Consider the following 22,958-nt stretch of genomic DNA (forward strand, 5'->3'; position numbering starts at 1 on the left):
GGATTTTGATGGGATTTCTTCCCCAGGGAATGGCCGAGGCAACCCGGCTCTGGACGCAGGTGGCGCAGATTGCCTTCGAATCGCAGATGGTGATCGGGATGCGCATGGCCGGGCTGATGGGCTTCATGCCGCAGCAGCGAAACGAGCCGCATCGGATGATCCAGGAAAAGCTCGAAGCCGCGCAGGAATCGGGCACGGCAATGTTCAAGGCGGCGACACGTGGTGCGACCGCCGACAAGGTGGTGGCTGCGGGGCTTCGGCCCTATAGCCGGCGCACAAAGGCCAATGCTAAACGTCTTACCAAGGCGGCGACCCGCTCCCGTTGATCCACGCCCCTTCTAGCAGCGGCCGAGCGCCGCAGGGCGGCAGATCGGAACGGTGAACGGCAGAGCGAAAAACGGCCCCGCGAGGGGCCGTTTTCGTTTCGCCGGAGCTGCTGGCGCCGAAGCGCCGCGGGTTCAGATCAGCTTGCCCATCGCAACGGCGGTGTCGCTCATCCGGTTCGAGAAACCCCATTCATTGTCGTACCAGGTCAGGATCCGGCACATCCGGCCATCCATGACCTTGGTCTGGTCAAGCGCGAAGATCGACGAGCGCGGGTCGTGGTTGAAGTCGATCGAGACATTCGGCTGGTCGGTATAGCCGAGAATACCTTTCAGCTCGCCATCAGCGGCCTTGCGGATCGCCTCGTTGATTTCCTCGACCGTGGTGTCGCTGCTCGATTCGAAGGTCAGGTCGACGACCGAGACATTCGGGGTCGGCACGCGGATCGCAACACCGTCCAGCTTGCCGTTCAGCTCGGGCAGAACCAGCCCAACCGCTTTCGCGGCGCCGGTGGAGGTCGGGATCATCGACATCGCCGCCGCGCGGGCGCGGTAGAGATCCTTGTGCATCGTGTCCAGCGTCGGCTGGTCGCCGGTGTAGCTGTGGATGGTGGTCATGAAGCCACGCTCGATCCCGATGGCATCGTTCAGCACCTTGGCCACAGGCGACAGGCAGTTGGTGGTGCAGCTGGCATTCGAGACGATCAGGTCGTCCTTGGTCAGCACATCCTGGTTGACGCCATAGACGATGGTCGCGTCAGCGCCCTTGGCGGGGGCCGAAACGAGGACCCGGCTCGAGCCGTTTTCGAGGTGGACCTTGGCCTTTTCCTTGTCGGCGAAGATGCCGGTGCATTCCATCACCACGTCAACATCGCTCCACGGCAGATCGGCCGGGTTGCGGATCGCGGTGACGCGGATCGGACCGCGGCCCACATCGATCGTGTCGCCGTCGACCTTCACCTCGCCGGGGAACTTGCCGTGAACGCTGTCGAAGCGGATCAGATGGGCATTGGTTTCAACCGGCCCCAGATCGTTGATCGCGACAACCTCGATATCGTCACGCCCGGATTCGACGATGGCGCGCAGGACGTTGCGCCCGATCCGACCGAAACCGTTGATTGCCACTTTCACAGCCATGATGAACCTCCGAAGACTGATTTCGCAAATGCTTATGCTGGTTTTTTCTGCCGTTGCAAACCCTGCGGCGCGGTTTAGCGCCAGAAGCTGAGATATTCCACAAGCGCCAGGAAGCGCTTGCCCAGGAACACCGGCAGGTTCCAGTGCAGCCACAGCGCATCCGCCGCGAAAAGCGCGAGGATGAGAACAAAGATGATGACTGCGATGCGCGTCGTCACGCCGACCCTTTCCGTCGCCCTGCTGTCGTGATTAGTTCCCGCGACCCGCACGGGCAAGAGACGGAACGCGCTGCGGTTAATGCCGGGACAGTCCTGGAATCGGCGGTTTTTCGCCATTTGAGGCAGTTTCTTGCCAGTTCCGTGAAGTCACACCCCAACCCAGTTGAAACTTCATGCTGTGTCCTGTTTACGACACTAAGCATGTTCCGTCCGTTTGGCCGGAACCCGAACGACGCATCCCTTCAGGGTGCAAAATCAACAAGATACCCGGGGATAGCTGCCTTGTCCAACCGCCCGAATTCAGCGCTCGAGCGCGTCCTGCCAGAGAAGCGCCTTTTCCTGAAGACCGAAAAATCGACCCGAGTCATCCATCTGCGGCCCTCCGCGCAGCTTGCGCTTCTGGGGGGAAGCGCGCTGCTCGTGGGATGGGCGATCATTTCGGGTGCTCTTCTGGCCTATGACCGGATCGGCGGCGGTTCCGACAGCCAGGCGGCGGGCGCGCAATCGGCCTATGAGACTCGTCTGGCAGCGCTGGCCGAAGAACGCGATGCTCGCGCGGCAGAGGCGCGCGATGCCCAGCTTCGCTTTGCGGTCGCACTGGACCAGGTGCAGAAATACCAGTCGGAATTGCTCAGCTCGCAGCAGCAGAAGCGCGAACTTGAGGCCGGTCTTGACGCGGTGCAGCAAAAGCTGGGGACCGCGATGGCGTCGATGCCCGCCCTCGACGGCCCCGACGGCGAAGAGCTGGATCTGGCGCTGAATGCGCTGAACGACAAGCTGCGCAGCACCGCCGAGGCCCGTGATGAAGCCGCAGAGGCCGCACGCCTCGCCAAGGCAGAAGCCGCCGCCGCCAAGGCCGAGCAGGAACAGCTTGTCGCCCGCAACAACGAGATCTTCGATCAGATCGAAGATGCCGTATCGGCCTCGGTCGTGCCGTTTCAGGAGATGTTCGCGAATATCGGTCTCGACACGGAAAAACTGCTGGCCGATATCGACCAGGGCTATTCCGGCCAGGGCGGTCCGCTGACCCAGGCGACCGTCTCGACCAGTGGCAACGCCGCGATCAGCGAGACCGAGGCCCGCGCTGGCGAGATCATCGTCAGCCTGGATCAGGTGAACCGCTATCGTATCGCAAGCGCCAAGCTGCCGCTCGACATGCCGGTGAAATCCGCATTCCGCTTCACCTCGGGCTTCGGCGCGCGGTGGGGCCGCGCCCATAAGGGCATTGACCTTGCCGGCCCGCCCGGCACGCCGGTGCTGGCGCCCGGCGATGGCGTCGTGACCTTTGCCGGCCGCGCCGGCGGCTATGGCAACCTCATCAAGATCGAGCACGCGCTCGGCACCGAGACCCGCTATGCGCATCTTTCTAAGATCCGCGTGAAGGTCGGTCAGAAAGTGTCGCGCGGCGCGCAGATCGGTGATATGGGCAATACCGGACGGTCGACCGGCCCGCATCTTCACTATGAAGTCCGGGTGAACGGATCGGCTGTCGATCCCATGAGCTTCATCAAGGCGGCACAGAATGTTTTCTAAGTCTCGCGTGACCGAAACGCAGAATCGCAATCCCGCGCCGGCGGCCGAATCGGAAACCGTCGCCGTGCCCGAGACCCCGAAGGACAAAGCCCGGCAGCCGCAAAGCGCGGCCCCGCAGCAGCAGCCTCAACAGCGCCGCTCGGCGCCGTCGGTGCTGTCTTCGGACCTCACCATCAAGGGCGATCTCCAGACCGACGGAGATGTCCAGATCGAGGGCACGATCGAGGGCGACATCCGCGCCCGCCAGCTGACCATCGGCGACAGCGCAACGGTGCGCGGCGAGGTCTTGGCCGACGAGGTCATCGTGAACGGCCGCGTCATCGGCCGCCTGCGCGGTGTGAAGGTGCGGCTGTCTTCGACCGCGCGCGTCGAAGGCGACATCATCCACAAGACCATCGCCATCGAATCGGGCGCGCATTTCGAAGGCTCGGTGCAGCGTCAGGACGATCCGTTGGCGCAGGGCGGCACCAAGAAACTTGCCGCGCCGTCGACGGATTTCGCCAAAACCGGCGCCTGAGCACGTCTGCAAAAGCAGAAATCGAAAAGGGGCCGCGGAGGCCCCTTTTTTCATTCGGTTCCAAGGTCGCCGCAGCAGCGGCTCAGTTCGGCGCGCCGAATTTTTCCTGAAGTGCCGCGTTCACGGACGGGGTGACGAAATTCGACACATCGCCGCCAAGCCGGGCAATTTCCTTGACCAGCTTCGAGGCGATGGACTGCCGCTGTGCATCGGCCATGAGAAACACCGTCTCGATCTCGTCATCCAGCACCCGGTTCATGCCGACCATCTGGAATTCATACTCGAAATCCGCCACGGCGCGCAGCCCGCGCACGATCACCGACGCGCCGACGTCGCGCGCGCAGTCGATCAGCAGGTTCTCGAACGGATGCACGGTAATCTCACCGCCGGTGACGCGGGTGATCGCGGCGCATTCGCGTTCCACCATGGCGACGCGGTCTTCGAGATCGAAAAGCGGTCCTTTGTCGCGATTGATGGCCACGCCGATCACCAGCCGGTCGACAAGCGCCATGGCCCGCTCGATGATGTCGATATGGCCCAGGGTGATCGGATCGAACGTCCCCGGGTAAAGCCCTGTCCGCATGGCCTGTCCTTTCGCAACGCCTGAGTGAACTGCCAGAGGCCGTTTTCAGGAGCCCATGATCATTCCGGTGAGCGCGTCTTTCTCGTCGCTGAGTTCCTTGAGCCGGGCCGATACGGCGTCGCCGATTGAGACGATGCCGAGCATGTTGCCGTCATCGTCGATCACGGGGAGATGGCGAAAACGTCCTTCGGTCATGCGTTCCAGCACCGCCATGGCGTCTTCGCCTGTGGTGCAGGTCGAGACCTTGCGCGTCATCATGCCGCTGACCGGGCCGCTCAGCACCTCGTCGCCCTGCTTGCCCAATCCGCGCACGATGTCGCGCTCGGACAGGATGCCGTCGGGTTTCTTGCCGTCCTCGCTGACAACGACCGCGCCGATGCGCTTCTCGGCCAGAAGCTTCGCGGCCTCGGCGATGCTGGCGGTCGGGGCAATGGTCACGATCTCCGAGACATTCGCGGCTTTCAGTGAAAGTATTTGCCTGACCAGCATGTTGCCCTCCGATGGTTGTCTTTGTTCAGTCTGTCGCAACCGGCGGAGAGGTCAAGCCCTACCCGCTGTTTCGACGGCAGATTCCAGCCGCGCCACCTCGCGCCGCAATCCCTGTGCCAACTCGTTCGCCAGCCGGTTCAGCCGTTCGGAACGGCGGTCATCGGCATGGCGGATCATCCAGAAACTGCGGGTCAGCGCAAAGCTGTCGGGCAGGACCCGCGTGACGCCCGGGGTGAAGGGAATGGCGAAATCATGCACGATCCCCACCCCTGCCCCGCCCCGGATCGCCTGCATCTGCACCGAGACCGAATTCGATGTCAGCCGTGCGGGCTCGGCCCCGGCCCGCTCGAGAAGCGGGCCGAGATAATCCAGCTCGCGGTCGAAGATCATATCGGGAATATAGCCGATCAGCCTGTGATCGCGCAGATCGGCCAGCGAATCGATCGCTGTGCTGGCCGCCAGATAGTCGCAATGCGCCGCCAGGTGCAGGTGATAATCGCAGAGCCGCTGCACCACCAGTCGCCCGGTTTCGGGCCGGCTTACCGAGATCGCGAAATCGGCCTCGCGCTTGGTCAGGTTGAAAACGCGGGGCAGCGCGACGATCTGGATCTCGAGCCCGGGATGGGCGTCGCAGATTTCCGCGGCGACTTGGGGCAGCAAATAATTCGCGCAGCCATCCGGCGCGCCGATCCGCAATTGCCCGGTCAGCTCCCCTTGCTGGCCGAGCGACTCCGCGGCTCCGCCAAGCGCCCGCTCAGCCGCTTCGGCATGGGGGATCAGCCGCGCACCTTCCGCGGTCACGGCATAGCCCTGCGGCGACTTCAGAAAGAGCGGGTGGCCAAGTGCCGCTTCGAGCCGCGCGACGCGGCGGCTGACGGTCGACGGGTCCATCCCGAGACGTTTGCCCGCCCGCGACAGGCCCTCATCCCGCGCGACGGCGAGAAACACGCGCAGATCGTCCCAGTCCAAGCTACACCTGCATTTTCGCAAAACCCTTTTGCCTGATTTGCGCTTTCTCGCTGCATTTTTGCAAGTTACCTTAGCTGCAACTTGGACAGGAGGACATCATGAAAGAGATTGGTCACTGGATCGACGGCAGTGAAGTCGCGGGCGGCTCCGGGCGTTTTGCAGATGTGTTCAATCCCGCCACCGGCGAGGTTCAGGCCAAGGTCGCGCTTGCGTCCGACGCCGAAATGAAGGCCGCCATCGACAGCGCCGCCGAGGCCCAGATCGCGTGGGGCGCGACCAATCCGCAGCGACGCGCTCGGGTGATGATGGAAATGGTGCGCCTGCTGAACCGCGACATGGATAAGCTGGCCGAGGTTCTGTCGAGCGAGCATGGCAAGACCTTCCCCGACGCCAAGGGCGATGTGCAGCGTGGGCTGGAGGTGATCGAATTCGCCATCGGCGCGCCGCATCTGCTGAAAGGCGAATTCACCGATGGCGCCGGGCCGGGCATCGACATGTATTCCATGCGTCAGCCTCTGGGCGTCGTGGCGGGCATCACGCCGTTCAACTTCCCCGCGATGATCCCGCTGTGGAAAATGGGGCCGGCTCTTGCCTCAGGCAATGCGATGATCCTGAAGCCGTCCGAGCGGGACCCCTCGGTTCCGCTGATGCTGGCCGCGTTGTTCAAGGAAGCCGGGCTGCCCGACGGGGTGTTGCAGGTCATCAATGGCGACAAGGGCGCCGTGGATGCGCTGCTGCAAAGCGAGACGATTCAGGCCATCGGCTTTGTCGGCTCGACCCCTATTGCGCAGTATATCTATGAAGAGGCCGCCCGGACCGGCAAGCGCGCCCAGTGTTTCGGCGGCGCGAAGAACCACATGATCATCATGCCCGATGCCGATCTGGATCAGGCTGCGGATGCGCTTGTGGGTGCCGGATACGGGGCCGCGGGCGAACGCTGCATGGCGATCTCGGTCGCGGTGCCGGTGGGCGAAAAGACCGCCGACGCGCTTGTCGAAAAGCTGGTGCCGCGGATTGAAAAGCTCAAGGTCGGCCCCTACACCGCGGGCGACGACGTGGATTTCGGGCCGGTCGTGACCAAGGCCGCGAAGGAGAATATCCACCGCCTCGTGCAGACAGGCATCGATCAGGGCGCGGAACTGGTCGTCGATGGCCGGGATTTCAGCTTGCAAGGCTACGAGGACGGGTTCTTTGTCGGCCCTCATCTCTTCGACCGCGTGACGCCGGACATGGACATCTACAAGACCGAGATCTTCGGCCCGGTGCTGTCCACGGTCCGCGCCGGTTCGTATGAGGAAGCGATCCAGCTCGCGCTCGACCATGAATATGGCAACGGCACGGCGATCTATACCCGCGACGGCGACACCGCGCGCGACTTCGCCAACCGGATCAATATCGGCATGGTCGGCATCAATGTCCCGATCCCGGTGCCGCTGGCCTATCACACTTTCGGTGGCTGGAAGAAATCCGGTTTCGGCGATCTGAACCAGCATGGCCCGGACGCCTTCCGCTTCTATACCCGCACCAAGACCGTCACCGCCCGCTGGCCTTCGGGCATCAAGGAAGGCGGCGAGTTCAACTTCAAGGCGATGGACTGATCCCGGACGCCATTGCGATCCGGCAAGGGGCCCCGAGCGGGCCCCTTTTGCTTGCGCCGCCCCGCCCGATGCGTCTTGATCGGCCTATTGTGACGCTGAGTGACTTGTGACGCTGATTAACGAGGGAGGGGACCGCCATGACCGCAGCACCGGATTTCACGCTGGGCATCGAAGAGGAATATCTGCTGGTCAATGCCGAGACCGGCGATCTGGCCGAGGCGCCCGACGCGCTGATGGATGCCTGCAAGGCCGAGCTGGCCGATCAGGTCAGCCCTGAATTCCTGCGTTGCCAGATCGAGGTCGGCACGCCCGTCGCCGCCGACATCACCGAGGCACGAAACCAGCTTGCCCATCTGCGCCGCACCATTTCCCGCATCGCCGGGGAATATGGGCTGGCCCCGATCTCGGCCTCGTGCCATCCCTATGCCGACTGGCGCGATCAGGAACAGACCGACAAGGCGCGCTATAACGAACTCGCCCGCGATCTGGCCGCCACGGCGCAGCGGATGCTGATCTGCGGGATGCATGTCCATGTCGGGCTGGAAAGCCGGTCCATGCGCATCGACCTGATGAACCAGCTCAGCTATTTCCTGCCGCATCTGCTGGCGCTTTCGACATCCAGCCCGTTCTGGCAAGGTCAGGATAGCGGGCTGGCCTCGTACCGGATGACGGTGTTCGACGGGATGCCGCGCACCGGGCTGCCCTCCAAGATCACCAGCTGGGACGAATATGAACGCTCGGTCGCGGTGCTGACCGAGCTCGGCATCATCGAGGATGCCAGCAAGGTCTGGTGGGATCTGCGCCCTTCGTCGAAATTCCCGACGCTGGAAACCCGGATCTGCGACGCCTGCCCAAGGCTCGACGACACGATCGCCGTCGCCGCGCTGATCCAGGCGACGATGCGGATGCTGTGGAGATTGTCGCGCAGCAATGCCCGCTGGCGGCAATATGACAATTTTCTGCTGGGCGAGAATCGCTGGCGCGCCATCCGCTATGGCATCACTGAGGGGATGATCGATTTCGGCGCGCATGAAATCGTTCCATTCGAAAAGCTGGCCGAGGAGTGGCAGGGCCTGATCGCCCCGGATGTCGAAGCGCTTGGCAGCGGCGCGGCACTGCAATCGCTGAACAGGATCGTCAGCGGCGGCACCTCGGCCGAGCGGCAGCGGCGTTGTTTTCAGGACCGCAAGGCGGAAGGTGCCAGCGATGACGAGGCGCTGCGCGCGGTTGTCAGCTCACTGATCGAGGAATTCCGCGAAGGGCTGTAGCCGGGCGGGCTTGCAATACTGTCGTAAGATTCTCCAAATAAACGACTGTTCATTTCCGCGGAGGGAGGACCGGACATGGATTTCGCGCCAAGCGAGGAGCAGCAGGCGATTTTCGACATGGCGCGCGAATTCGGCGCCGAGCATATCGCCCCCTACGTAGAAGCCTGGGAAGAAGAGGGAACCATCCCGCGCGATCTCTGGCCCAAGCTGGCCGAACTCGGGCTTGGCGGGATCTTTGTTTCCGAGGAACATGGCGGCTCGGCCCTGTCGCGGCTTGACGGAACGCTGATCTTCGAGGCGCTGTCCATGGCCTGCCCCTCGGTCGCCAGCTTCCTGTCGATCCACAACATGTGCGGCGGGATGATCGACAAATTCGGCTCTGACGAAGTGAAGGCGCGGTTCCTGCCCGATCTCTGCGCCATGAACAAGATCTGGTCTTATTGCCTGACCGAGCCCGGCTCCGGCTCGGACGCCGCCGCGTTGCGTAGCCGGGCCGAGCGGACGAATGAAGGTTTCCGCCTGAACGGGGCCAAGGCGTTCATCTCGGGCGGCGGCTATTCGGATTGCTATCTGACCATGATCCGCACCGGGGAAGATGGGCCGAAGGGCATCTCGACCGTGGTGGTCGAAGATGGCAGCGACGGGCTCAGCTTCGGCGCGCCCGAACGCAAGATGGGCTGGAAGGCGCAGCCGACCGCAGTGGTGCAGTTCGATGATTGTCTGGTGCCGCTCGATAACCAGATCGGCGAGGATGGGCGCGGCTTTTCCTATGCGATGGCAGGGCTTGATGGCGGGCGGCTGAACATCTCGGCGGCGGCGCTTGGTGGCGCGCAGGCGGCGCTCGACCGGACGGTGGCCTATATGGCCGAACGCAAGGCTTTCGGCAAAACGCTCGATCAGTTCCAGGCGCTGCAATTTCGGCTGGCCGAGATGGAAACCGCGCTGCAATCGTCGCGCATCTTCCTGCGCCAGGCTGCGTGGAAACTGGATCAGGGCGCGTCCGATGCGACGAAATTCTGCGCCATGGCCAAGCTGCATGTCACCGACCGCGCCTTTGAGGTGGCCAATCAGTGCCTGCAACTGCATGGTGGCTATGGCTATCTTGCCGATTACGGGATCGAAAAGATCGTGCGCGACCTGCGCGTGCATCAGATCCTTGAAGGCACCAACGAAATCATGCGGCTGATCGTCAGCCGCGCATTGCTGGCAGAGGCACGCTGATGGCAGAGATGGAGATCCGCAGGGACCGCCGTGCGGGACGGATGACCTTTAACCGGCCAAAGGCGCTGAACGCTCTGAGCCACGAGATGGTGAAAGAGATTCATGCCGCGCTGGACGAGTGGCGCGACGACCCCGAGGTAGCGCTGGTCATCATCGACGCCGAGGGTGGTAAGGCATTCTGCGCGGGCGGCGATATCGGCGCGGTCTATCGCGCCGGGCTGGCGGGCGATCATGCCGAGGGACAGCAGTTCTTCTTCGACGAGTATCGGATGAATGCGGCGATAGACGCCTACCCGAAACCCATCGTCGCCTTTATGCAAGGCTTCGTAATGGGCGGGGGCGTCGGGGTTGGCGGCCATGCCAGCCACCGCGTCGTCGGTGACACGACCCGCATCGCCATGCCGGAATCGGGGATCGGGCTGATCCCGGATGTGGGCGGTTCGTTTCTTCTGGGTCACGCGCCGGGACGGATTGGCGAATATCTGATGATGACCGCTGACCGGATGGATGCAGGCGACGCGCTGCATGCCGGTTTCGCGGATTTCTTTATCCCCGAACCCGAGTGGCCGAACCTGATCGACCGGCTTGCCGAGACCGGCGATGTCTCGACGCTGAAAGGCCAGCCCGCGCCCGCATCGCGGCTGGCCGAGGCGGATCTCACGGCCTTCGAGGGCGATAGCCTGGCCGAGATCATCTCGTCTCTTGAGGCGCAGGGCAATGACGCGGCGCTCAAGCCGATCCGCCGCAACTCTCCTCTCTCCATGGAAGCCGGGCTCAGGCTGGTGCGCGCGGCGCGTGAGGACGGTGATGTGAAGGACAGCCTTGCCCGCGAATATCGCTTTACCCACCGCGCGACCGAATATGGCGATTTCATCGAGGGTGTGCGCGCCCAGATCATCGACAAGGACCGCAATCCGAACTGGACGGCCGAGGCCTCGCCACAGGCGGTGGACCGGATGCTGGCCCCGCTCGGACCGGATGAGCTGCATTTCGACTGAGTGCCAAAGCGCGCCAGGACAGGGGAGGAGACGAAGATGAAGATCGGATTTATCGGACTCGGCAATATGGGGATGCCGATGGCGATCAACCTGGCCGAGGCCGGGCACGAGGTGACGGGCTTCGATGTGCAGGCCGAACCGCAGGCACCGTTGACCCAAGCTGGCAGCGCAGAAGAGGCGGCGCGGGATGCCGATGTCGTCATCACCATGCTGCCCAATGGTCAGATCCTGCGCGAGGTGGCGGGCAAGATCATCCCGGCCATGCGGCAGGGCGCGGTGTTCTGCGATTGCTCGACGGTGGATGTGGACAGCGCCCGCGCCGTCGCCGAACAGGCCCGAGAGGCCGGGCTTGGCGCGCTTGACGCGCCGGTCTCGGGCGGGATTACCGGCGCTTCGGGCGGAACGCTGACCTTCATGGTCGGCGGCGATGCCGAAGCGTTCGCGACCGTGGAGCCGCTTTTCGAGATCATGGGACAGAAGGCCGTGCATTGCGGCGAATCCGGTGCCGGTCAGGCGGCGAAGATCTGCAACAACATGATCCTCGGCGCGACGATGATCGTCACCTGCGAGGCCTTTGCGCTGGCCGACAAGCTCGGGCTCGACCGCCAGAAAATGTTCGACGTGGTCTCGACCTCCTCGGGCTATAGCTGGTCGATGAACGCCTATTGCCCGGCCCCCGGTATCGGTCCGCAATCGCCCGCCGATAACGGCTACAAGCCCGGTTTTGCCGCCGACCTCATGCTGAAGGATCTGCGCCTCGCGCAACAGGCCGCAGAGAGCGCCGATGCGGATACGCCGATTGGTGCGCTTGCCTTGCAGCTTTACGACCGCTTCGTGACGCAGGAAGACGGGGCGGGAAAGGATTTCTCGGCAATGCTTCCACGGTTCGAAACCAGAGGTCATGGCGGCTGACAAAATTGCGACATGTTTCGATGGTTTCTGCGGGAACCTAATCGGACGATCTGACGTTTCCCAAAATCAAGACCAAGAATCCGAGCAGATCGTGACCTTCAGAAGAAAGATCTCAGTGCTTGTCGCAGGCGCGGCGATGATGACATCAGCGCTCGCCTATGCCGGGCGGAACGAGGATGGCAAGCCGCGCGACATCGTCGAAGTTGGCGATGTGATCAGCGGCGATCGGCTGCATATCGTGACGTCGCCGGGCCGCTATGGTCTCGGACCCGAGTTGCCGGGCAGCGACTATGCGGTGGTCGATAATCTCCTGATCCGCATCGATGACGGCAGCCACGAGGTTCAGTCGATCATCCGCGAAGTGAGGGGCATTCTCGACTGATCGGCACTCAGCCGATCAGCGACCGCGCCGCATCGCGCGCCGCCTTGGTGACCTGCTCTCCGGACAGCATCCGGGCAATTTCGTCTACCCGTTCATCCGCGCTCAGCGACACGACATTGCTCGTGGTCATATCGCCCTCGACCTGTTTGGCGACGCGGAAATGCGTGCTGCCAAGTGCTGCGACCTGGGGTGAGTGGGTGACGACCAGCACCTGAGCGGTTTCCGACAGCCGGGCGAGCCTGCGCCCCACCGCATCCGCCGTCGCACCGCCAACCCCTCGGTCGATCTCGTCAAAGATCAGGGTCAGCGCGTCATTGCCGCGCGCAAGGCTGACTTTCAGCGCCAACAGGAAGCGCGACAACTCACCGCCCGAGGCGATCTTGTCCAGCGGACCGGCCGGTGCGCCGGGGTTGGTCGCGACGGTAAACGCCACCGCGTCGCGGCCCTCCGGTCCGGGCTCGGCCTCGCTCAGCCGGGTTTCGAACACGGCACGTTCCATCTTCAGCGGCGCAAGCTCGGCGGTCATGGCGGCGTCGAGCCGCCCCGCCGCCGCCGCGCGTTCCGCGCGGAGCGCCTCTGCGGCCTTGTCATAGCCGGCATCGGCGGCGCTGAGCTCGTTGCGCAACCGGGACAGATCTTCTTCGCCCGCGTCCAGCACCTCAAGCCGGCTGCGCAGCGTCTCGGCCAGCCCTGCCAGATCGTCCGGCGCGGTGTCATGCTTTCGGGCGAGAGCGCGGAGCGCAAAGAGCCGCTCTTCGGTCGCTTCCAACTCATGCGGATCGAAGCGCATTTCGCGCAGCGCATCGTCGACTCCGGTGGTCGCCTCGCCCAGTTCGATCAGGGCGCGGGACAGCGCGTTGATCGCCTCGTCCAGTCGCCCCCCGGCCTTGTCAGCGGCGCCTTCCAGCCAGCGATTGGCGTCGAGGATCGCACCCTCTGCCCCGTCCGGCCCGAGCGCCTGCGCCGCGCGGGTCACGTCGTCGCGAATGCGCTCGGCGCCCTGCATCATGCGGCGGGCGGCATCCAGTGTCTCATCCTCTCCGGGTTCAGGCGCGAAATCATCCAGCTCGGCAACCGCATGGCGCAGGAAATCCTCCTCCTTGCGCGCCTCTTCCAGCCGCGCCTCGGCTTGCGCAAGCGCGCGTGCCGCATCGCGCCGCGCTGCCCATGCGGCGCGAATGGGTGACAGATCAAGCGCGGCGAAGGCGTCCAGCAAATGCCGATGCCCGCGCGGGTTCAGCAAACCGCGATCATCATGCTGTCCGTGCAGTTCGACCAGGGTTTCAGAGAGCGCGCGCAGCACCTCGCCCGAAGCGCGCCGGTCGTTGATCCACGCGGTCTTGCGGCCTTCGCGGCTGTTGACGCGGCGCAGGATAAGCTCTTCCCCGACCTCTATCCCGGCCTCTTCCAGCACGGCGCGGCCCGGATGCCCTTCGGGCAGATCGAACACCGCCGTCACCTCGCCCTGTTCGGCACCGCTGCGAACCAGCTCGGCCCGGCCGCGCCAGCCGAGCACGAAGCCGAGGCAATCGAGCAGGATCGACTTGCCTGCACCGGTCTCGCCGGTCAGGACGTTCAGACCCGGCCCGAAATCCAGTTCGAGCCGGTCGATCAAAAGCATGTCGCGGATATGAAGTTCGCGCAGCATCGCCCCACCCCGGAGGGTGCGCTTTAGCGCACCATTACAGCCATTTGCCCTGGATGACCTGCCGATAGACATTGGTCAGCCAGCTATTGCCCTGCGCCGTCGCGGTCAGGCCGCGTCCGCGAAGCTGAGCATAGGCATCCTGATAGAAGGGCGAGGACTGGAAGTTATATCCCAGGATCGCGCCCGCCGTCTGCGCCTCATCGGTGAGGCCAAGCGCCAGATAGGCCTCCACCAACCGCATCAGCGCCTCGGGCGTGTGGGTGGTGGTCTGGAAATCCTCGACCACGACGCGGAAGCGGTTGATCGAGGCCGCATAATGGCCGCGCTTGAGGTAATATCGCCCGATCTCCATCTCTTTGCCGGCGAGATGGTCAAAGGCGAGGTCGAATTTCAGGATCGAGCTGCGCGCATATTCGGTGTCGGGATATTCCTCGATCACCTCGCGCAACGCCTGAAGCGCCTGGAAGGTCAGGCCCTGGTCGCGCCCGATCTCGTCGATCTGGTCGTAATAGGACAGCGCCAGCAGATATTTCGCGTAGGCCGCGTCATCGTCGCCGGGATAGGTGTCGATGAAACGCTGCGCTGCGCCGCGCGCCTCTTCATATTGCTTGTCGCGGTGATAGCCATAGGCCTGCATGATCAGCGCGCGCTTGGCCCATTGGGAATAGGGGTAAAGCCGCTCGATCTCCGAGAAATAATAGACCGCTGCATCGGGGTCGCGATTGTTTTCCAGCTCGTATTCGCCGCGGCGATAGATTTCTTCGGCGGTGAAACTGTCGACTGGGATACGCTCGCTTGAGCCGCTTCCACCGCAGCTTGCCAGTACCGAGCCCGCCAGAGCCATTGCCAAAAGGGTTTTGGACGAAACGAAGCGGACCATTGGAACCTGCCTGTCAGAACTTACGCGCCGGGGACGAGTCGGGCCCGTCTTCGCGGCCCGGTCGTCCTAGCACAGAACATCAGGGGGCGCAAAATGGCAATGTAGTGATTTTCCCGGCACTTGCGCGCCGTGGTAAATGCTCACGCAACGGCAATCAGGGCCGGTGCGTTGACCGGGCCATAGGCAGCAACGCCGGCGCCCGGAAGCCGGCATTCAAGCTCCGACGGGCAGGTCACCCACTCCCAGGCATCAGGGTCCGAAAACAGCGCGCGAAGCAGCTTGTTGGTCATCGCGTGGCCAGCCCGGTTGCCCGAATAACGGGCCAGAAGCGGCGCACCGGCCAAGGCCAGATCGCCCATCGCGTCGAGCATCTTGTGACGCACCGCCTCATCGGCATGGCGCAACCCGCCGGGCGACAGCACCTTGTCGCCATCGACCACGACCGCGTTCAGATAGGTGCCGCCAAGCGCCAGCCCGTTTTCGCGCATCACATCGACATCGGATTGACGGCAGAAGGTGCGGCTGTCCATCAACTCGCGCACGAACGCGCCATTGGCCATGTCGAGCGCCTTGTCCTGGCGACCGATCGCGGCGTCGGCGAATTCGATATGAAAGTCGATCTCCAGATGATCGGCCGGTTCAAGACGGGCGACAGCCAGACCCTCGCGCACCTCGACCGGGCGTTTCAGCCGGATCGCGCGCTGCGGCGCATCCTGGGTGCGGATGCCGGCGCCAAGGATGCCCGACACGAACTCCGCCGACGAGCCGTCGAGGATCGGAACTTCGCCCGCGTCGATGCGGATCAGCGCGTTCTGGATGCCGGTGCCGGCAAGCGCCGCCATGATATGTTCGATGGTCGAGACCCGCGCCCCGCCCTCATTCTCGATCAGCGTGCAGAGTTTCGAGGGCACGACACGGTCCCACTGCGCCGGGATCCGGTTCTCACCCATCGGCAGGTCGCTGCGCTCGAAGACGATGCCGTGATCGGCCGGCGCAGGCAGGATCCCCATGCGCGCCTTGACGCCGGAGTGAAGCCCGACGCCCCGAAACTCTGCCGCTTTCGCAATGGTTGCCTGCATGGTTCTGCCCGTATTCTTTTTGCCGCGGGACATTCGCTTGCCCGCAAGACTGGAATTAGGTGCGGCAGCAGGTCTACTCAACTAACGTTTTGTGACTCTCTGTAACAAAGCCCTCGGCGAAAATCGCGGGTTTTCCGTATATTGCGGGCCGGACGGCAAAAGGGCCCCCATCTGGAGGCCCTTTGCGGAGCATTGTCTGACGCATCCGTGAATGCGTCGTGTCGGTTTCGCGATCAGTTCGCCTGGCGACGCAGGAAAGCGGGGATCTCGGTGTTGTCGCCCTGCGAATCGTCGGCGAGGTCATCGAAATCGGCTTCGGCGCTGCCCTGACGGCGGGTCGAGAGACGCTCGTTCACCCGATCGGCGATCGAAGCGGCCGAAGGTTTCTCGCCGTGATGACCGGCCATGCGCTCGATCATGCGGCCCAGACCGGCCATGCGGCTTTCCCCGCGCGCCGGCGCCTCGGCCTGAGGCTTGCTGCGCGCCGGAGCCTGCGGGCCGCGGGCGGCCGCACCGGGCTGTGCGGCGGCGGCGCGGCGCATCCGTTCCAGCACATCGGCAGGCGGGGTGCCACGCGGAGCGGCGCTGCGCGGGGCGACGAAGTTCTCGGCATCATCCCCTATCGGGTCGGCGGGCGCCGCGGCGCGGGACGGCGCAGCTTCGCGAGGCTGATAGGCCGGCGCGGGCATGTCGTCATCGTCGAACGAAGTCTGCGGCGGCTCGGGCGCCTCGGCGCGGGCAGCCGGAGCCGCAGCCGGCGGGGCGGCACGGCGCGGCGGCACGTCCTCCCGCTCGGCCTTGGGCTCGGGCGCAGGCTGCGGAGCGACAGCCTCGACCCGGCGACGCGGTGCGGGCGGCGCGGCCTCTTCGACAGCGGCGTCGATACCGGTCGCGACGACAGAGACGCGGATCGCGCCTTCCATGTCGGGGTCCAGCGTCGAGCCGACGATGATATTGGCATCGCCATCCACCTTGTCGCGGATGATATTCGCGGCCTCGTCCAGTTCGAACAGCGTCAGATCGGTGCCGCCGGTGATGTTGATTAGCACACCCTTGGCGCCGTTCAGGCTGATCTCGTCAAGAAGCGGGTTGGCGATGGCCTTTTCGGCGGCCTGCACGGCGCGGTTCTCGCCCTCGGCCTCGCCGGTGCCCATCATCGCCTTGCCCATCTCGTCCATCACCGCGCGCACGTCGGCGAAGTCGAGATTGATCAGACCCGGACGCACCATCAGATCGGTCACGCCCTTGACGCCCTGATACAGCACGTCATCGGCCATGGCGAAGGCTTCGGTGAAGGTGGTCTTTTCGTTTGCGAGGCGGAACAGGTTCTGGTTGGGGATGATGATCAGCGTGTCGACATGCTTCTGAAGCTCTTCGACGCCCTGATCGGCCTGGCGCATCCGCTTGGTGCCCTCGAACTGGAAGGGCTTGGTCACGACACCGACGGTCAGAATGCCCATCTGGCGCGCCGCCTGCGCGATGATCGGAGCCGCGCCGGTGCCGGTGCCGCCGCCCATCCCGGCGGTGATGAAGCACATATGCGCGCCTTGCAGGTGATCGACGATATCCTCGATCGTCTCCTCTGCGGCACGGGCGCCGACTTCGGGCTTGGCCCCGGCGCCGAGGCCCTCGGTCACTTTCGGCCCCAGCTGGACGCGGGCCTCCGAGCTGGATTGCTGAAGCGCCTGCGCATCGGTGTTGGCAACCACGAAGACACAGCCATCAAGCTGCTTTTCGATCATGTTGTTGACCGCGTTGCCGCCTGCACCGCCGACACCAAACACGGTGATGCGCGGCTTCAGATCGTCTTCGTCGTTCATCATCAGATTGAGGTTCATGGTTTCCGCCTGTTGTTTTGACTGCGACCTGGGTCTCGCGCCCGGTCGAATCCCCCGTATTCCTAAAACTCTACCCAAGAGAGGGCCGAGCGTCACCCGAAAAACACGGTTCAGACGCAAAATCTTGTGGGCAAGTCATATGCTTCCGGCGTTATCTTGCCGACACCGCAGGATATAGGGGCGACGCCCGCCATCCCTACTATCAATGATTTCAGACGCCTGTCACCAATTGTTGCGAAACCAGCGATAGGCGCGGCGCAAAGAACGCGCCGGATAGGTGTCGGCGGGCATCTCGAAGTCCCACCATTCGTCCTGCGGATGGGCCGCAAACAGCGCCAGCCCCACGGCCGAGGCGAAATTCGGCCCGGTCAGCTGATGCGGCAGGCCGTGGATGCGCAACGGTCGCCCGATTCGGACATTGCGGCCCAGCATCCGCGCCGCCAGCCCGTCGAGCCCGGGGATCTGGCTGGCTCCGCCGGTCAGCACGACCTGCTGGCTTGGCATATGATCGAACCCCGCCGCATCGAGGATCGCCGCGACCTCTTCGAGGATCTCTTCGACGCGCGGGCGCATGATGCCGATCAGGTCAGCGCGGCTGACGCTGCGGCGATCGGTCTCCCAGTCGCCGGTCTCGCCGCCCAGCTCGATCAGGTCACGGTCGTCGCGGCCCGTCGCCTCGATCCCGCCATTCAGCGTCTTGATACGCTCGGCCACGGCCATCGGGATGCGCAGCCCCTTGGCGATGTCCTGGGTGACAAGGCTGCCGCCCATCGGGACGGCATCCGCAAAGATCATGTGTTTCTTGACGAAGATCGACACGCCGGTCGCGCCGCCGCCAAGGTCGATACAGGCGGCACCCAGCTCCTGCTCGTCTTCCACCAGCGAGGACAGCGCCGACATATAGGAGGCCGAGGCCACCCCCGCCAGCTCCATGTCGCAGCGGCGAATGACATGGACCAGATTGTCGATCGCATCGGCATCCACGGTCAGCACATGCATGTCCACACCGAGCGCCTGCCCGGCATGTTCGCGCGGGTCCATCAGCCCCGACCGCCCGTCCACGGTGAAATTGACCGGCTGCGCGTGCAGCACCTGCCGACCGCGCCCGAAATCAGGCACCTCGCAGGAGGCCAGCACATGAGCGATATCGCCCTGCCCGACAGTCCCGTTCTTCAGCGCGATCTCTCCGTCCAAACCATAAGAAGAAGGCCGCGCCCCGGCGATGCAGGCAATCGCATGATCGACCCGGACCCCGGCCAGCTTCTGCGCCGCCTGCACGGCGGTGCGAATGGCGCGCTCGGTCTCGGCCATGGTCTCGATCTCACCGAAACGCACCCCGCGCGAGCGGGTCGTCGCCGCACCGATCACCCGGAAATTCGACTGCCCGGCCATCGGCCCGACCCCGTCCGTCTCGCGATAGACGCCCGGCCCGTCGAATTGCAGCACGAAGCAGGCGACTTTCGAGCTTCCGATATCCAGAACCGCGATCACCCCGCGTTGCAGCGCCGCCTGCCGCATGTTCCGCATCGCCCGCTGTTGGTGATAAAGATCCTTCATCTCGTCTGTCCCTCGCCCTCAGCTTTTCTTGTCATGTTGCGGCAGTTCCCTGCCATCCGCATCGAGCAGCGGCAGCCCGCGCGCCGCGCGGATAGTGTTTTGTGCCTTGATCCCGATGCGCGCCACCGGGCGCGCCCCGTCACGCAGATCGACCAGAGCCACATCGCGCGACAACAGTCCCTCCGCCTTGTCGAGCGCGATCAGCCGTTCCAGCGCGGCCACGGCGCCGGCGGCGGGCAGCTTGATCCGCTGACCGCGATCCAGCACCACATCCCAACGCCGCTCGCCCATGCGCTGCAAGCCGCGCACCCGGGGCAGAAGCGGCCCGGCGGCGGCATAGATCTGCATCGCCTCGCTGGCGGCGGCATCCGCCCCCTCGCCCGCGATCAGCGGCAATTCGGGCCGCACCGAGCGCGACGTCACCGATGCGACGCGCTTGCCGTTCTCGTCCAGTTGCTCGATCCCGCGGGCGTGGCGCCACAGCATGACCGGCTCGCGCTCGACCACCTTCGCGGCCAGCACGCCGCCGGGCTTGATGCGCAGATCCACATCCTTCACCGCATCGAGGATCATGATGTCCTGGCGCAGCTGATCCAGATCAATATCAAAGCTCGACGCCGGCAGATCGACGGGCAGCATCATCCGCAGCGCCTTTTCGACCGGCTCGGAGGCGCCCTCGATCTTCATCGAACCCACCATGAATTGTTCGCGGTTCTGCACCGCCTCGACCATGCCGGTCAGCCCGCCCGCCAGCGAAGCGCGGCGATCCTCGTCGGAAAGCCACAGCCCTGCCGTCATTGCCAGAAGAAAGGCCGGGACGCCGACCCGGGTCAGCTTGCGAAAGGCCGGGGTCAGCCACATCCGGTTCAGACGATAGGCCAGGCGCGACGGCGCGGGGTCCCGCTTCGGCTTCTCTGCCTCTTGCTGGGGGCGCTTCCAGCCTTTGCGCGGCGGGGTTGGCTGCGGCGAAAAGCCCGGGTCTTGCTGCCGGTTTATGCCCTGCATAGCGCGTCCTCGATCAGCCAGGCGCAAAGCGCCGGAAAATCCAATCCCGCCGCTGCTGCCTGTTCGGGCGCAAGCGAGGTTGGCGTCATGCCCGGCTGTGTGTTGGTTTCCAGCAGATACAGACCGGCCAGCCCGCGGCTGTCATCCCAGCGGAAATCGGTCCTGCTCATGCCGCGGCAGCCAAGCACACGATGGGCCCGAAGCGCATAATCGAGACAGGCGGCGCTGATATCGTCGGGGATTTCGGCGGGCACGACATGGCGCGAACCGCCGGTCTTGTATTTCGCGTCGTAATCATACCAGCCATCGGTGATGATCTCGGTCACGCCGAGCGCGCGGTCGCCCAGAACCGTGGTGGTCAGTTCGCGCCCCGGCACATAGGTTTCGACCATGACTTCCGCCGGCATCTGCGCGCCAAGCTGGGCCGGGCCGTTCGCGCCGTCGCGGACGATATAGATCCCGACGCTCGACCCTTCGGCATTGGGCTTGACGACATAAGGCGGGGCCATCGGGTGCGAGCTGCGCGCGGTTTCGGTGGCAACGATCAGGCTGTCCACCACCGGCAACCCGGCCTCGCGATAGACCTGCTTCGAGCGGGTCTTGTCCATCGCCAGCGCCGATGCCAGAACGCCGGAATGCGTATAGCGCAGCTTCAGCCATTCGAGCATGCCCTGAACGCAGCCATCCTCGCCCCACCTGCCATGCAGTGCGTTGAACACCACATCGGGGGCGGCCTCGGCCAGCCGCGCGGGCAGATCCTGCCCCGCGTCGATCTCGGTAACCTCATACCCCGCCTGCCGCAGCGCCTTGGCGCATTCCGCCCCCGATGACAGCGACACCTCGCGCTCCGCCGAGGGTCCGCCCTTGAGGACGACGACATGTGGGGCTGTCCTGCTCGACCTGCCCGCCAATTTCGCCTTTCTGCCCGGTTGATCCGGGAGCCTGTTTTGCCGCCCGGTTATTCCGGGTCGTCGCTCTGTTCGGTGATTCTAGCGAAGTCCGGCGAATCAGGGAAGAGTCTTATGCCGGCTTCGGCGAAATTCCTGCATCTTCGGCCATTTGGCGCAGCGCCACGCGCAGCCGCGCCATGCCGCCGGGTCGCCAACCAAGCGCGCGCAGCCGGGCGGTGTCCATCTCATTATAACCCGTGACATCCGCCCGCGCCGGAAGATCACCGGGCAGTCCGGTGATCTCTTGCCAGACGGCCAGCAGGTCACGCCGGTCGAGCATCATGTCCGAGACGTTGAACACACCGCCCCCAACCCCCACCGCCAGACGCGACGCAGCGGCAAGGTCGTCGCCATGTAGCTCGGTGCCGGCGCGCGGCGCGATTGCCGTCCCACGCGCAAAGTCATCGAACAGCTCGGCCCATTTATGGCGCTGTCCCGGCCCGGCAGGACCGTAAACCCCGGTTGCCCGAAGCACCGTCGCAGGCTGGCCCGATCTCAGCAGGGCCTGCTCGGCTGCGAGCTTCGCCTCGCCGTAAAGCGTATCCGGCCGGCAAACCGTTTCCTCGGTCGGCATGCCGTGCTGCGGGCCGTAAACCGCGCGTGTCGACAGGAAGACAAGATGCGCCCCGGCCTGCGCCGCCGCTTCGAAAAGGCGCAGAGACCCATCGAGATTGCGGCGCAGAAAGCCCTGCGGGTCCGCCCCCTCTCCCCCGCGGTAGCGGCCCGGCACATGCGCGAACGCCGCGTGAAAAATAACATCCACTCCACTGAAATTCGGGGGTTTTCCTTCCAGGTTATAGACCTCGTGCTCCAACTCTGCGGCAAAGAAGCCGGGCGGCGGAGCCTTGCGGCCAAGCACCGTGACATGGTCGCCCGCAGCAAGCGCCGCGTTCACGAGAAAGCGCCCGACAAGCCCCGTGCCCCCGGTGACGGCAACCCTCATGCCGGATCGCTGAGCCCGGACAGCTCGACCCGTGGCCCCTGCCCGGCAAAGCCCTTCCACAGCTCGATCAGCGGGCGCAACCGTTCGGCCTTGTCGTGATCCTGCCACGGCTTTTCATACTGGAAATGCAGGATATGGATCTCGTCCCAGGCCCAGAGTTCGGGCATGTTGAACCAGACATATTGCAGCATGTTGTAGAAGACCGGCAGCCCGTGCCAATCGGGGAAGAACTCCTGCAAAAAGCTCTGATCGGTGCGCCTCCAGAAGATGCCGGGTTGGTCGAGCCGGTCCATCATCGCCGCGAATGTCGCCTGTGACGGGCGCGCGGTGAACACGCCCGAATTCAGTCGGTGAAAATCCGCGACGCCCTCATAGACATTCGGCGCAGCACAAAATTCAGGATAATCAAATAGTTTGTCGCAATTCTTCAGCATGACCGCATCGGCATCAATGAACACGGTCGAGGCATATTCGGTCATTTCCCAAAGTCGCAGCTTGGCGAAATTGTCGAGCGGCGTATGGAAGGGCGGCTTGGTCCCCTTGGTGAATGCGGCACGGGCGTGCAGCGCGTCCCGTGCGTGGGTGGCGTTGAACTCTGCCGAGGTATCGAGCAACGCGGTGCGCACCAATCGCGCCCCGGCCGCGCGCAGCGGATCGAGATCCTTATCGGGAACCGAGGTATGCATCACCACGATGTCGGCTGCGGTGCCGGTCGCCCGGATCGAGTTCACCAGCGCCAATGCGCCCAGCGCGTAATCGCGGTTGGTGGCCAGCGTGACATAGGCATGTCGGCTTGCGGCGGCAGTCTCGGGCGTCAAACCATCGGACATGTGATGCTCCCTCGGCGGTCCGCCCTTGCGATACGATGCGCGGCCTTGCTAGATCAAGCGGCCTTGCCACCCCTCGCCAT

23 protein-coding genes are annotated in these 22,958 nt (G+C 64.4%); 9 read left to right on the forward strand and 14 right to left on the reverse strand.

Going from position 1 to position 22,958, the window contains the following annotated elements:
- The first annotated feature begins 8 nt into the window (after positions 1–8).
- Complete coding sequence (locus PAF18_RS08785; protein ID WP_271115378.1) at positions 9–326, forward strand: antibiotic ABC transporter; 318 nt, start codon at positions 9–11, stop codon at positions 324–326.
- A gap of 132 nt (positions 327–458) precedes the next feature.
- Here PAF18_RS08785 and gap read toward each other — a convergent pair whose 3' ends face one another.
- Both gap and PAF18_RS08795 read right to left on the reverse strand, forming a co-directional pair.
- Complete coding sequence (gap, locus tag PAF18_RS08790) at positions 459–1,460, reverse strand: type I glyceraldehyde-3-phosphate dehydrogenase (protein ID WP_271115379.1); 1,002 nt, start codon at positions 1,458–1,460, stop codon at positions 459–461.
- A gap of 74 nt (positions 1,461–1,534) precedes the next feature.
- Entirely contained in the window at positions 1,535–1,678 is a 144-nt protein-coding gene (locus PAF18_RS08795) for a hypothetical protein (protein ID WP_271115380.1), read from the reverse strand.
- A 282-nt stretch (positions 1,679–1,960) separates the two neighbouring features.
- Here PAF18_RS08795 and PAF18_RS08800 point away from each other — a divergent pair, with 282 nt between their 5' ends.
- Together PAF18_RS08800 and PAF18_RS08805 are read left to right on the forward strand one after the other, a co-directional pair.
- Positions 1,961–3,211, forward strand: coding sequence for a DUF5930 domain-containing protein (locus PAF18_RS08800; RefSeq protein ID WP_271115381.1), 1,251 nt, complete (start codon positions 1,961–1,963; stop codon positions 3,209–3,211).
- Positions 3,201–3,728, forward strand: a complete 528-nt coding sequence (locus tag PAF18_RS08805) for a bactofilin family protein (RefSeq protein ID WP_271115382.1) — start codon at positions 3,201–3,203, stop codon at positions 3,726–3,728. Before PAF18_RS08800 ends, PAF18_RS08805 begins: the two co-directional genes overlap by 11 nt.
- 82 nt (positions 3,729–3,810) lie before the next feature.
- Here the strand turns inward: PAF18_RS08805 and coaD are convergent, their stop codons facing one another.
- The 3 genes from coaD to PAF18_RS08820 are packed head-to-tail and all read right to left on the reverse strand — an operon-like array spanning position 3,811 to position 5,769.
- Positions 3,811–4,311, reverse strand: a complete 501-nt coding sequence (gene coaD / locus PAF18_RS08810) for a pantetheine-phosphate adenylyltransferase (protein WP_271115383.1) — start codon at positions 4,309–4,311, stop codon at positions 3,811–3,813.
- A 45-nt stretch (positions 4,312–4,356) separates the two neighbouring features.
- Positions 4,357–4,800 (reverse strand): CBS domain-containing protein, encoded by a 444-nt coding sequence (locus PAF18_RS08815; RefSeq protein WP_271115384.1) that lies wholly within the window; start codon positions 4,798–4,800, stop codon positions 4,357–4,359.
- Between the two features lie 51 nt (positions 4,801–4,851).
- Positions 4,852–5,769 (reverse strand): LysR family transcriptional regulator, encoded by a 918-nt coding sequence (locus tag PAF18_RS08820; RefSeq protein ID WP_271115385.1) that lies wholly within the window; start codon positions 5,767–5,769, stop codon positions 4,852–4,854.
- 98 nt (positions 5,770–5,867) lie between these two features.
- On the opposite strand from PAF18_RS08820, the gene PAF18_RS08825 reads away from it, so the two are divergent.
- The 6 genes from PAF18_RS08825 (at position 5,868) to PAF18_RS08850 (ending at position 12,148) form a co-directional block, all read left to right on the forward strand.
- Positions 5,868–7,367 carry a CoA-acylating methylmalonate-semialdehyde dehydrogenase gene (locus PAF18_RS08825; protein ID WP_271115386.1) on the forward strand — a complete coding sequence of 500 codons (1,500 nt, stop codon included), beginning with the start codon at positions 5,868–5,870 and terminating at the stop codon, positions 7,365–7,367.
- Positions 7,368–7,504: 137 nt separating this feature from the next.
- Positions 7,505–8,635 carry a carboxylate-amine ligase gene (locus tag PAF18_RS08830; protein WP_271115387.1) on the forward strand — a complete coding sequence of 377 codons (1,131 nt, stop codon included), beginning with the start codon at positions 7,505–7,507 and terminating at the stop codon, positions 8,633–8,635.
- 75 nt (positions 8,636–8,710) lie between these two features.
- Positions 8,711–9,856, forward strand: a complete 1,146-nt coding sequence (locus PAF18_RS08835) for an acyl-CoA dehydrogenase family protein (RefSeq protein ID WP_271115388.1) — start codon at positions 8,711–8,713, stop codon at positions 9,854–9,856.
- Entirely contained in the window at positions 9,856–10,854 is a 999-nt protein-coding gene (locus tag PAF18_RS08840) for an enoyl-CoA hydratase/isomerase family protein (RefSeq protein WP_271115389.1), read from the forward strand. The genes PAF18_RS08835 and PAF18_RS08840 overlap by 1 nt, the downstream gene beginning before the upstream one ends.
- A gap of 36 nt (positions 10,855–10,890) precedes the next feature.
- On the forward strand, positions 10,891–11,766 hold the full coding sequence (gene mmsB, locus PAF18_RS08845) for a 3-hydroxyisobutyrate dehydrogenase (RefSeq protein WP_271115390.1): 876 nt from the start codon (positions 10,891–10,893) through the stop codon (positions 11,764–11,766).
- Between the two features lie 139 nt (positions 11,767–11,905).
- Positions 11,906–12,148, forward strand: a complete 243-nt coding sequence (locus PAF18_RS08850; protein WP_271115391.1) for a hypothetical protein — start codon at positions 11,906–11,908, stop codon at positions 12,146–12,148.
- A 7-nt stretch (positions 12,149–12,155) separates the two neighbouring features.
- Here the strand turns inward: PAF18_RS08850 and recN are convergent, their stop codons facing one another.
- The 9 genes from recN to PAF18_RS08895 all read right to left on the reverse strand — a co-directional run bounded on the left by recN (position 12,156) and on the right by PAF18_RS08895 (position 22,878).
- A complete protein-coding gene (gene recN / locus PAF18_RS08855; RefSeq protein WP_271115392.1) occupies positions 12,156–13,796 on the reverse strand; it encodes a DNA repair protein RecN in 1,641 nt (546 codons plus the stop codon).
- A 34-nt stretch (positions 13,797–13,830) separates the two neighbouring features.
- Positions 13,831–14,676, reverse strand: coding sequence for an outer membrane protein assembly factor BamD (locus PAF18_RS08860; RefSeq protein ID WP_271115393.1), 846 nt, complete (start codon positions 14,674–14,676; stop codon positions 13,831–13,833).
- Positions 14,677–14,816: 140 nt separating this feature from the next.
- A complete protein-coding gene (lpxC, locus tag PAF18_RS08865) occupies positions 14,817–15,755 on the reverse strand; it encodes a UDP-3-O-acyl-N-acetylglucosamine deacetylase (protein ID WP_271115394.1) in 939 nt (312 codons plus the stop codon).
- Positions 15,756–15,988: 233 nt separating this feature from the next.
- A complete protein-coding gene (gene ftsZ / locus PAF18_RS08870; RefSeq protein ID WP_271115395.1) occupies positions 15,989–17,593 on the reverse strand; it encodes a cell division protein FtsZ in 1,605 nt (534 codons plus the stop codon).
- Positions 17,594–17,815: 222 nt separating this feature from the next.
- Positions 17,816–19,150, reverse strand: a complete 1,335-nt coding sequence (ftsA, locus tag PAF18_RS08875) for a cell division protein FtsA (RefSeq protein ID WP_271115396.1) — start codon at positions 19,148–19,150, stop codon at positions 17,816–17,818.
- Between the two features lie 18 nt (positions 19,151–19,168).
- The gene (locus tag PAF18_RS08880) at positions 19,169–20,155 is read right to left on the reverse strand and encodes a cell division protein FtsQ/DivIB (RefSeq protein ID WP_271115397.1); all 987 of its coding nucleotides are present in this window, start codon (positions 20,153–20,155) and stop codon (positions 19,169–19,171) included.
- Complete coding sequence (locus PAF18_RS08885; RefSeq protein ID WP_271115398.1) at positions 20,143–21,066, reverse strand: D-alanine--D-alanine ligase; 924 nt, start codon at positions 21,064–21,066, stop codon at positions 20,143–20,145. Before PAF18_RS08885 ends, PAF18_RS08880 begins: the two co-directional genes overlap by 13 nt.
- 109 nt (positions 21,067–21,175) lie before the next feature.
- A complete protein-coding gene (locus PAF18_RS08890; RefSeq protein WP_271115399.1) occupies positions 21,176–22,048 on the reverse strand; it encodes an NAD-dependent epimerase/dehydratase family protein in 873 nt (290 codons plus the stop codon).
- Positions 22,045–22,878 carry a glycosyltransferase gene (locus PAF18_RS08895; RefSeq protein WP_271115400.1) on the reverse strand — a complete coding sequence of 278 codons (834 nt, stop codon included), beginning with the start codon at positions 22,876–22,878 and terminating at the stop codon, positions 22,045–22,047. The genes PAF18_RS08890 and PAF18_RS08895 overlap by 4 nt, the downstream gene beginning before the upstream one ends.
- Positions 22,879–22,958: the final 80 nt, after the last annotated feature.

Source organism: Paracoccus sediminicola (assembly GCF_027912835.1).
Taxonomy (GTDB): domain Bacteria; phylum Pseudomonadota; class Alphaproteobacteria; order Rhodobacterales; family Rhodobacteraceae; genus Paracoccus; species Paracoccus sediminicola.

What these genes read in the sequence shown, in the direction of transcription:
- PAF18_RS08880 (WP_271115397.1), bottom strand. Translation starts at nt 20,155, where the DNA reads ATGCAGGGCATAAACCGGCAGCAAGACCCGGGCTTTTCGCCGCAGCCA.
- gap (WP_271115379.1), bottom strand. Translation starts at nt 1,460, where the DNA reads ATGGCTGTGAAAGTGGCAATCAACGGTTTCGGTCGGATCGGGCGCAAC.
- ftsA (WP_271115396.1), bottom strand. Translation starts at nt 19,150, where the DNA reads ATGAAGGATCTTTATCACCAACAGCGGGCGATGCGGAACATGCGGCAG.
- PAF18_RS08840 (WP_271115389.1), top strand. Translation starts at nt 9,856, where the DNA reads ATGGCAGAGATGGAGATCCGCAGGGACCGCCGTGCGGGACGGATGACC.
- PAF18_RS08805 (WP_271115382.1), top strand. Translation starts at nt 3,201, where the DNA reads ATGTTTTCTAAGTCTCGCGTGACCGAAACGCAGAATCGCAATCCCGCG.
- PAF18_RS08895 (WP_271115400.1), bottom strand. Translation starts at nt 22,878, where the DNA reads ATGTCCGATGGTTTGACGCCCGAGACTGCCGCCGCAAGCCGACATGCC.
- PAF18_RS08850 (WP_271115391.1), top strand. Translation starts at nt 11,906, where the DNA reads ATGACATCAGCGCTCGCCTATGCCGGGCGGAACGAGGATGGCAAGCCG.
- PAF18_RS08815 (WP_271115384.1), bottom strand. Translation starts at nt 4,800, where the DNA reads ATGCTGGTCAGGCAAATACTTTCACTGAAAGCCGCGAATGTCTCGGAG.
- PAF18_RS08890 (WP_271115399.1), bottom strand. Translation starts at nt 22,048, where the DNA reads ATGAGGGTTGCCGTCACCGGGGGCACGGGGCTTGTCGGGCGCTTTCTC.
- mmsB (WP_271115390.1), top strand. Translation starts at nt 10,891, where the DNA reads ATGAAGATCGGATTTATCGGACTCGGCAATATGGGGATGCCGATGGCG.
- ftsZ (WP_271115395.1), bottom strand. Translation starts at nt 17,593, where the DNA reads ATGAACCTCAATCTGATGATGAACGACGAAGACGATCTGAAGCCGCGC.
- recN (WP_271115392.1), bottom strand. Translation starts at nt 13,796, where the DNA reads ATGCTGCGCGAACTTCATATCCGCGACATGCTTTTGATCGACCGGCTC.
- PAF18_RS08825 (WP_271115386.1), top strand. Translation starts at nt 5,868, where the DNA reads ATGAAAGAGATTGGTCACTGGATCGACGGCAGTGAAGTCGCGGGCGGC.
- coaD (WP_271115383.1), bottom strand. Translation starts at nt 4,311, where the DNA reads ATGCGGACAGGGCTTTACCCGGGGACGTTCGATCCGATCACCCTGGGC.
- lpxC (WP_271115394.1), bottom strand. Translation starts at nt 15,755, where the DNA reads ATGCAGGCAACCATTGCGAAAGCGGCAGAGTTTCGGGGCGTCGGGCTT.
- PAF18_RS08860 (WP_271115393.1), bottom strand. Translation starts at nt 14,676, where the DNA reads ATGGTCCGCTTCGTTTCGTCCAAAACCCTTTTGGCAATGGCTCTGGCG.
- PAF18_RS08830 (WP_271115387.1), top strand. Translation starts at nt 7,505, where the DNA reads ATGACCGCAGCACCGGATTTCACGCTGGGCATCGAAGAGGAATATCTG.
- PAF18_RS08785 (WP_271115378.1), top strand. Translation starts at nt 9, where the DNA reads ATGGGATTTCTTCCCCAGGGAATGGCCGAGGCAACCCGGCTCTGGACG.
- PAF18_RS08835 (WP_271115388.1), top strand. Translation starts at nt 8,711, where the DNA reads ATGGATTTCGCGCCAAGCGAGGAGCAGCAGGCGATTTTCGACATGGCG.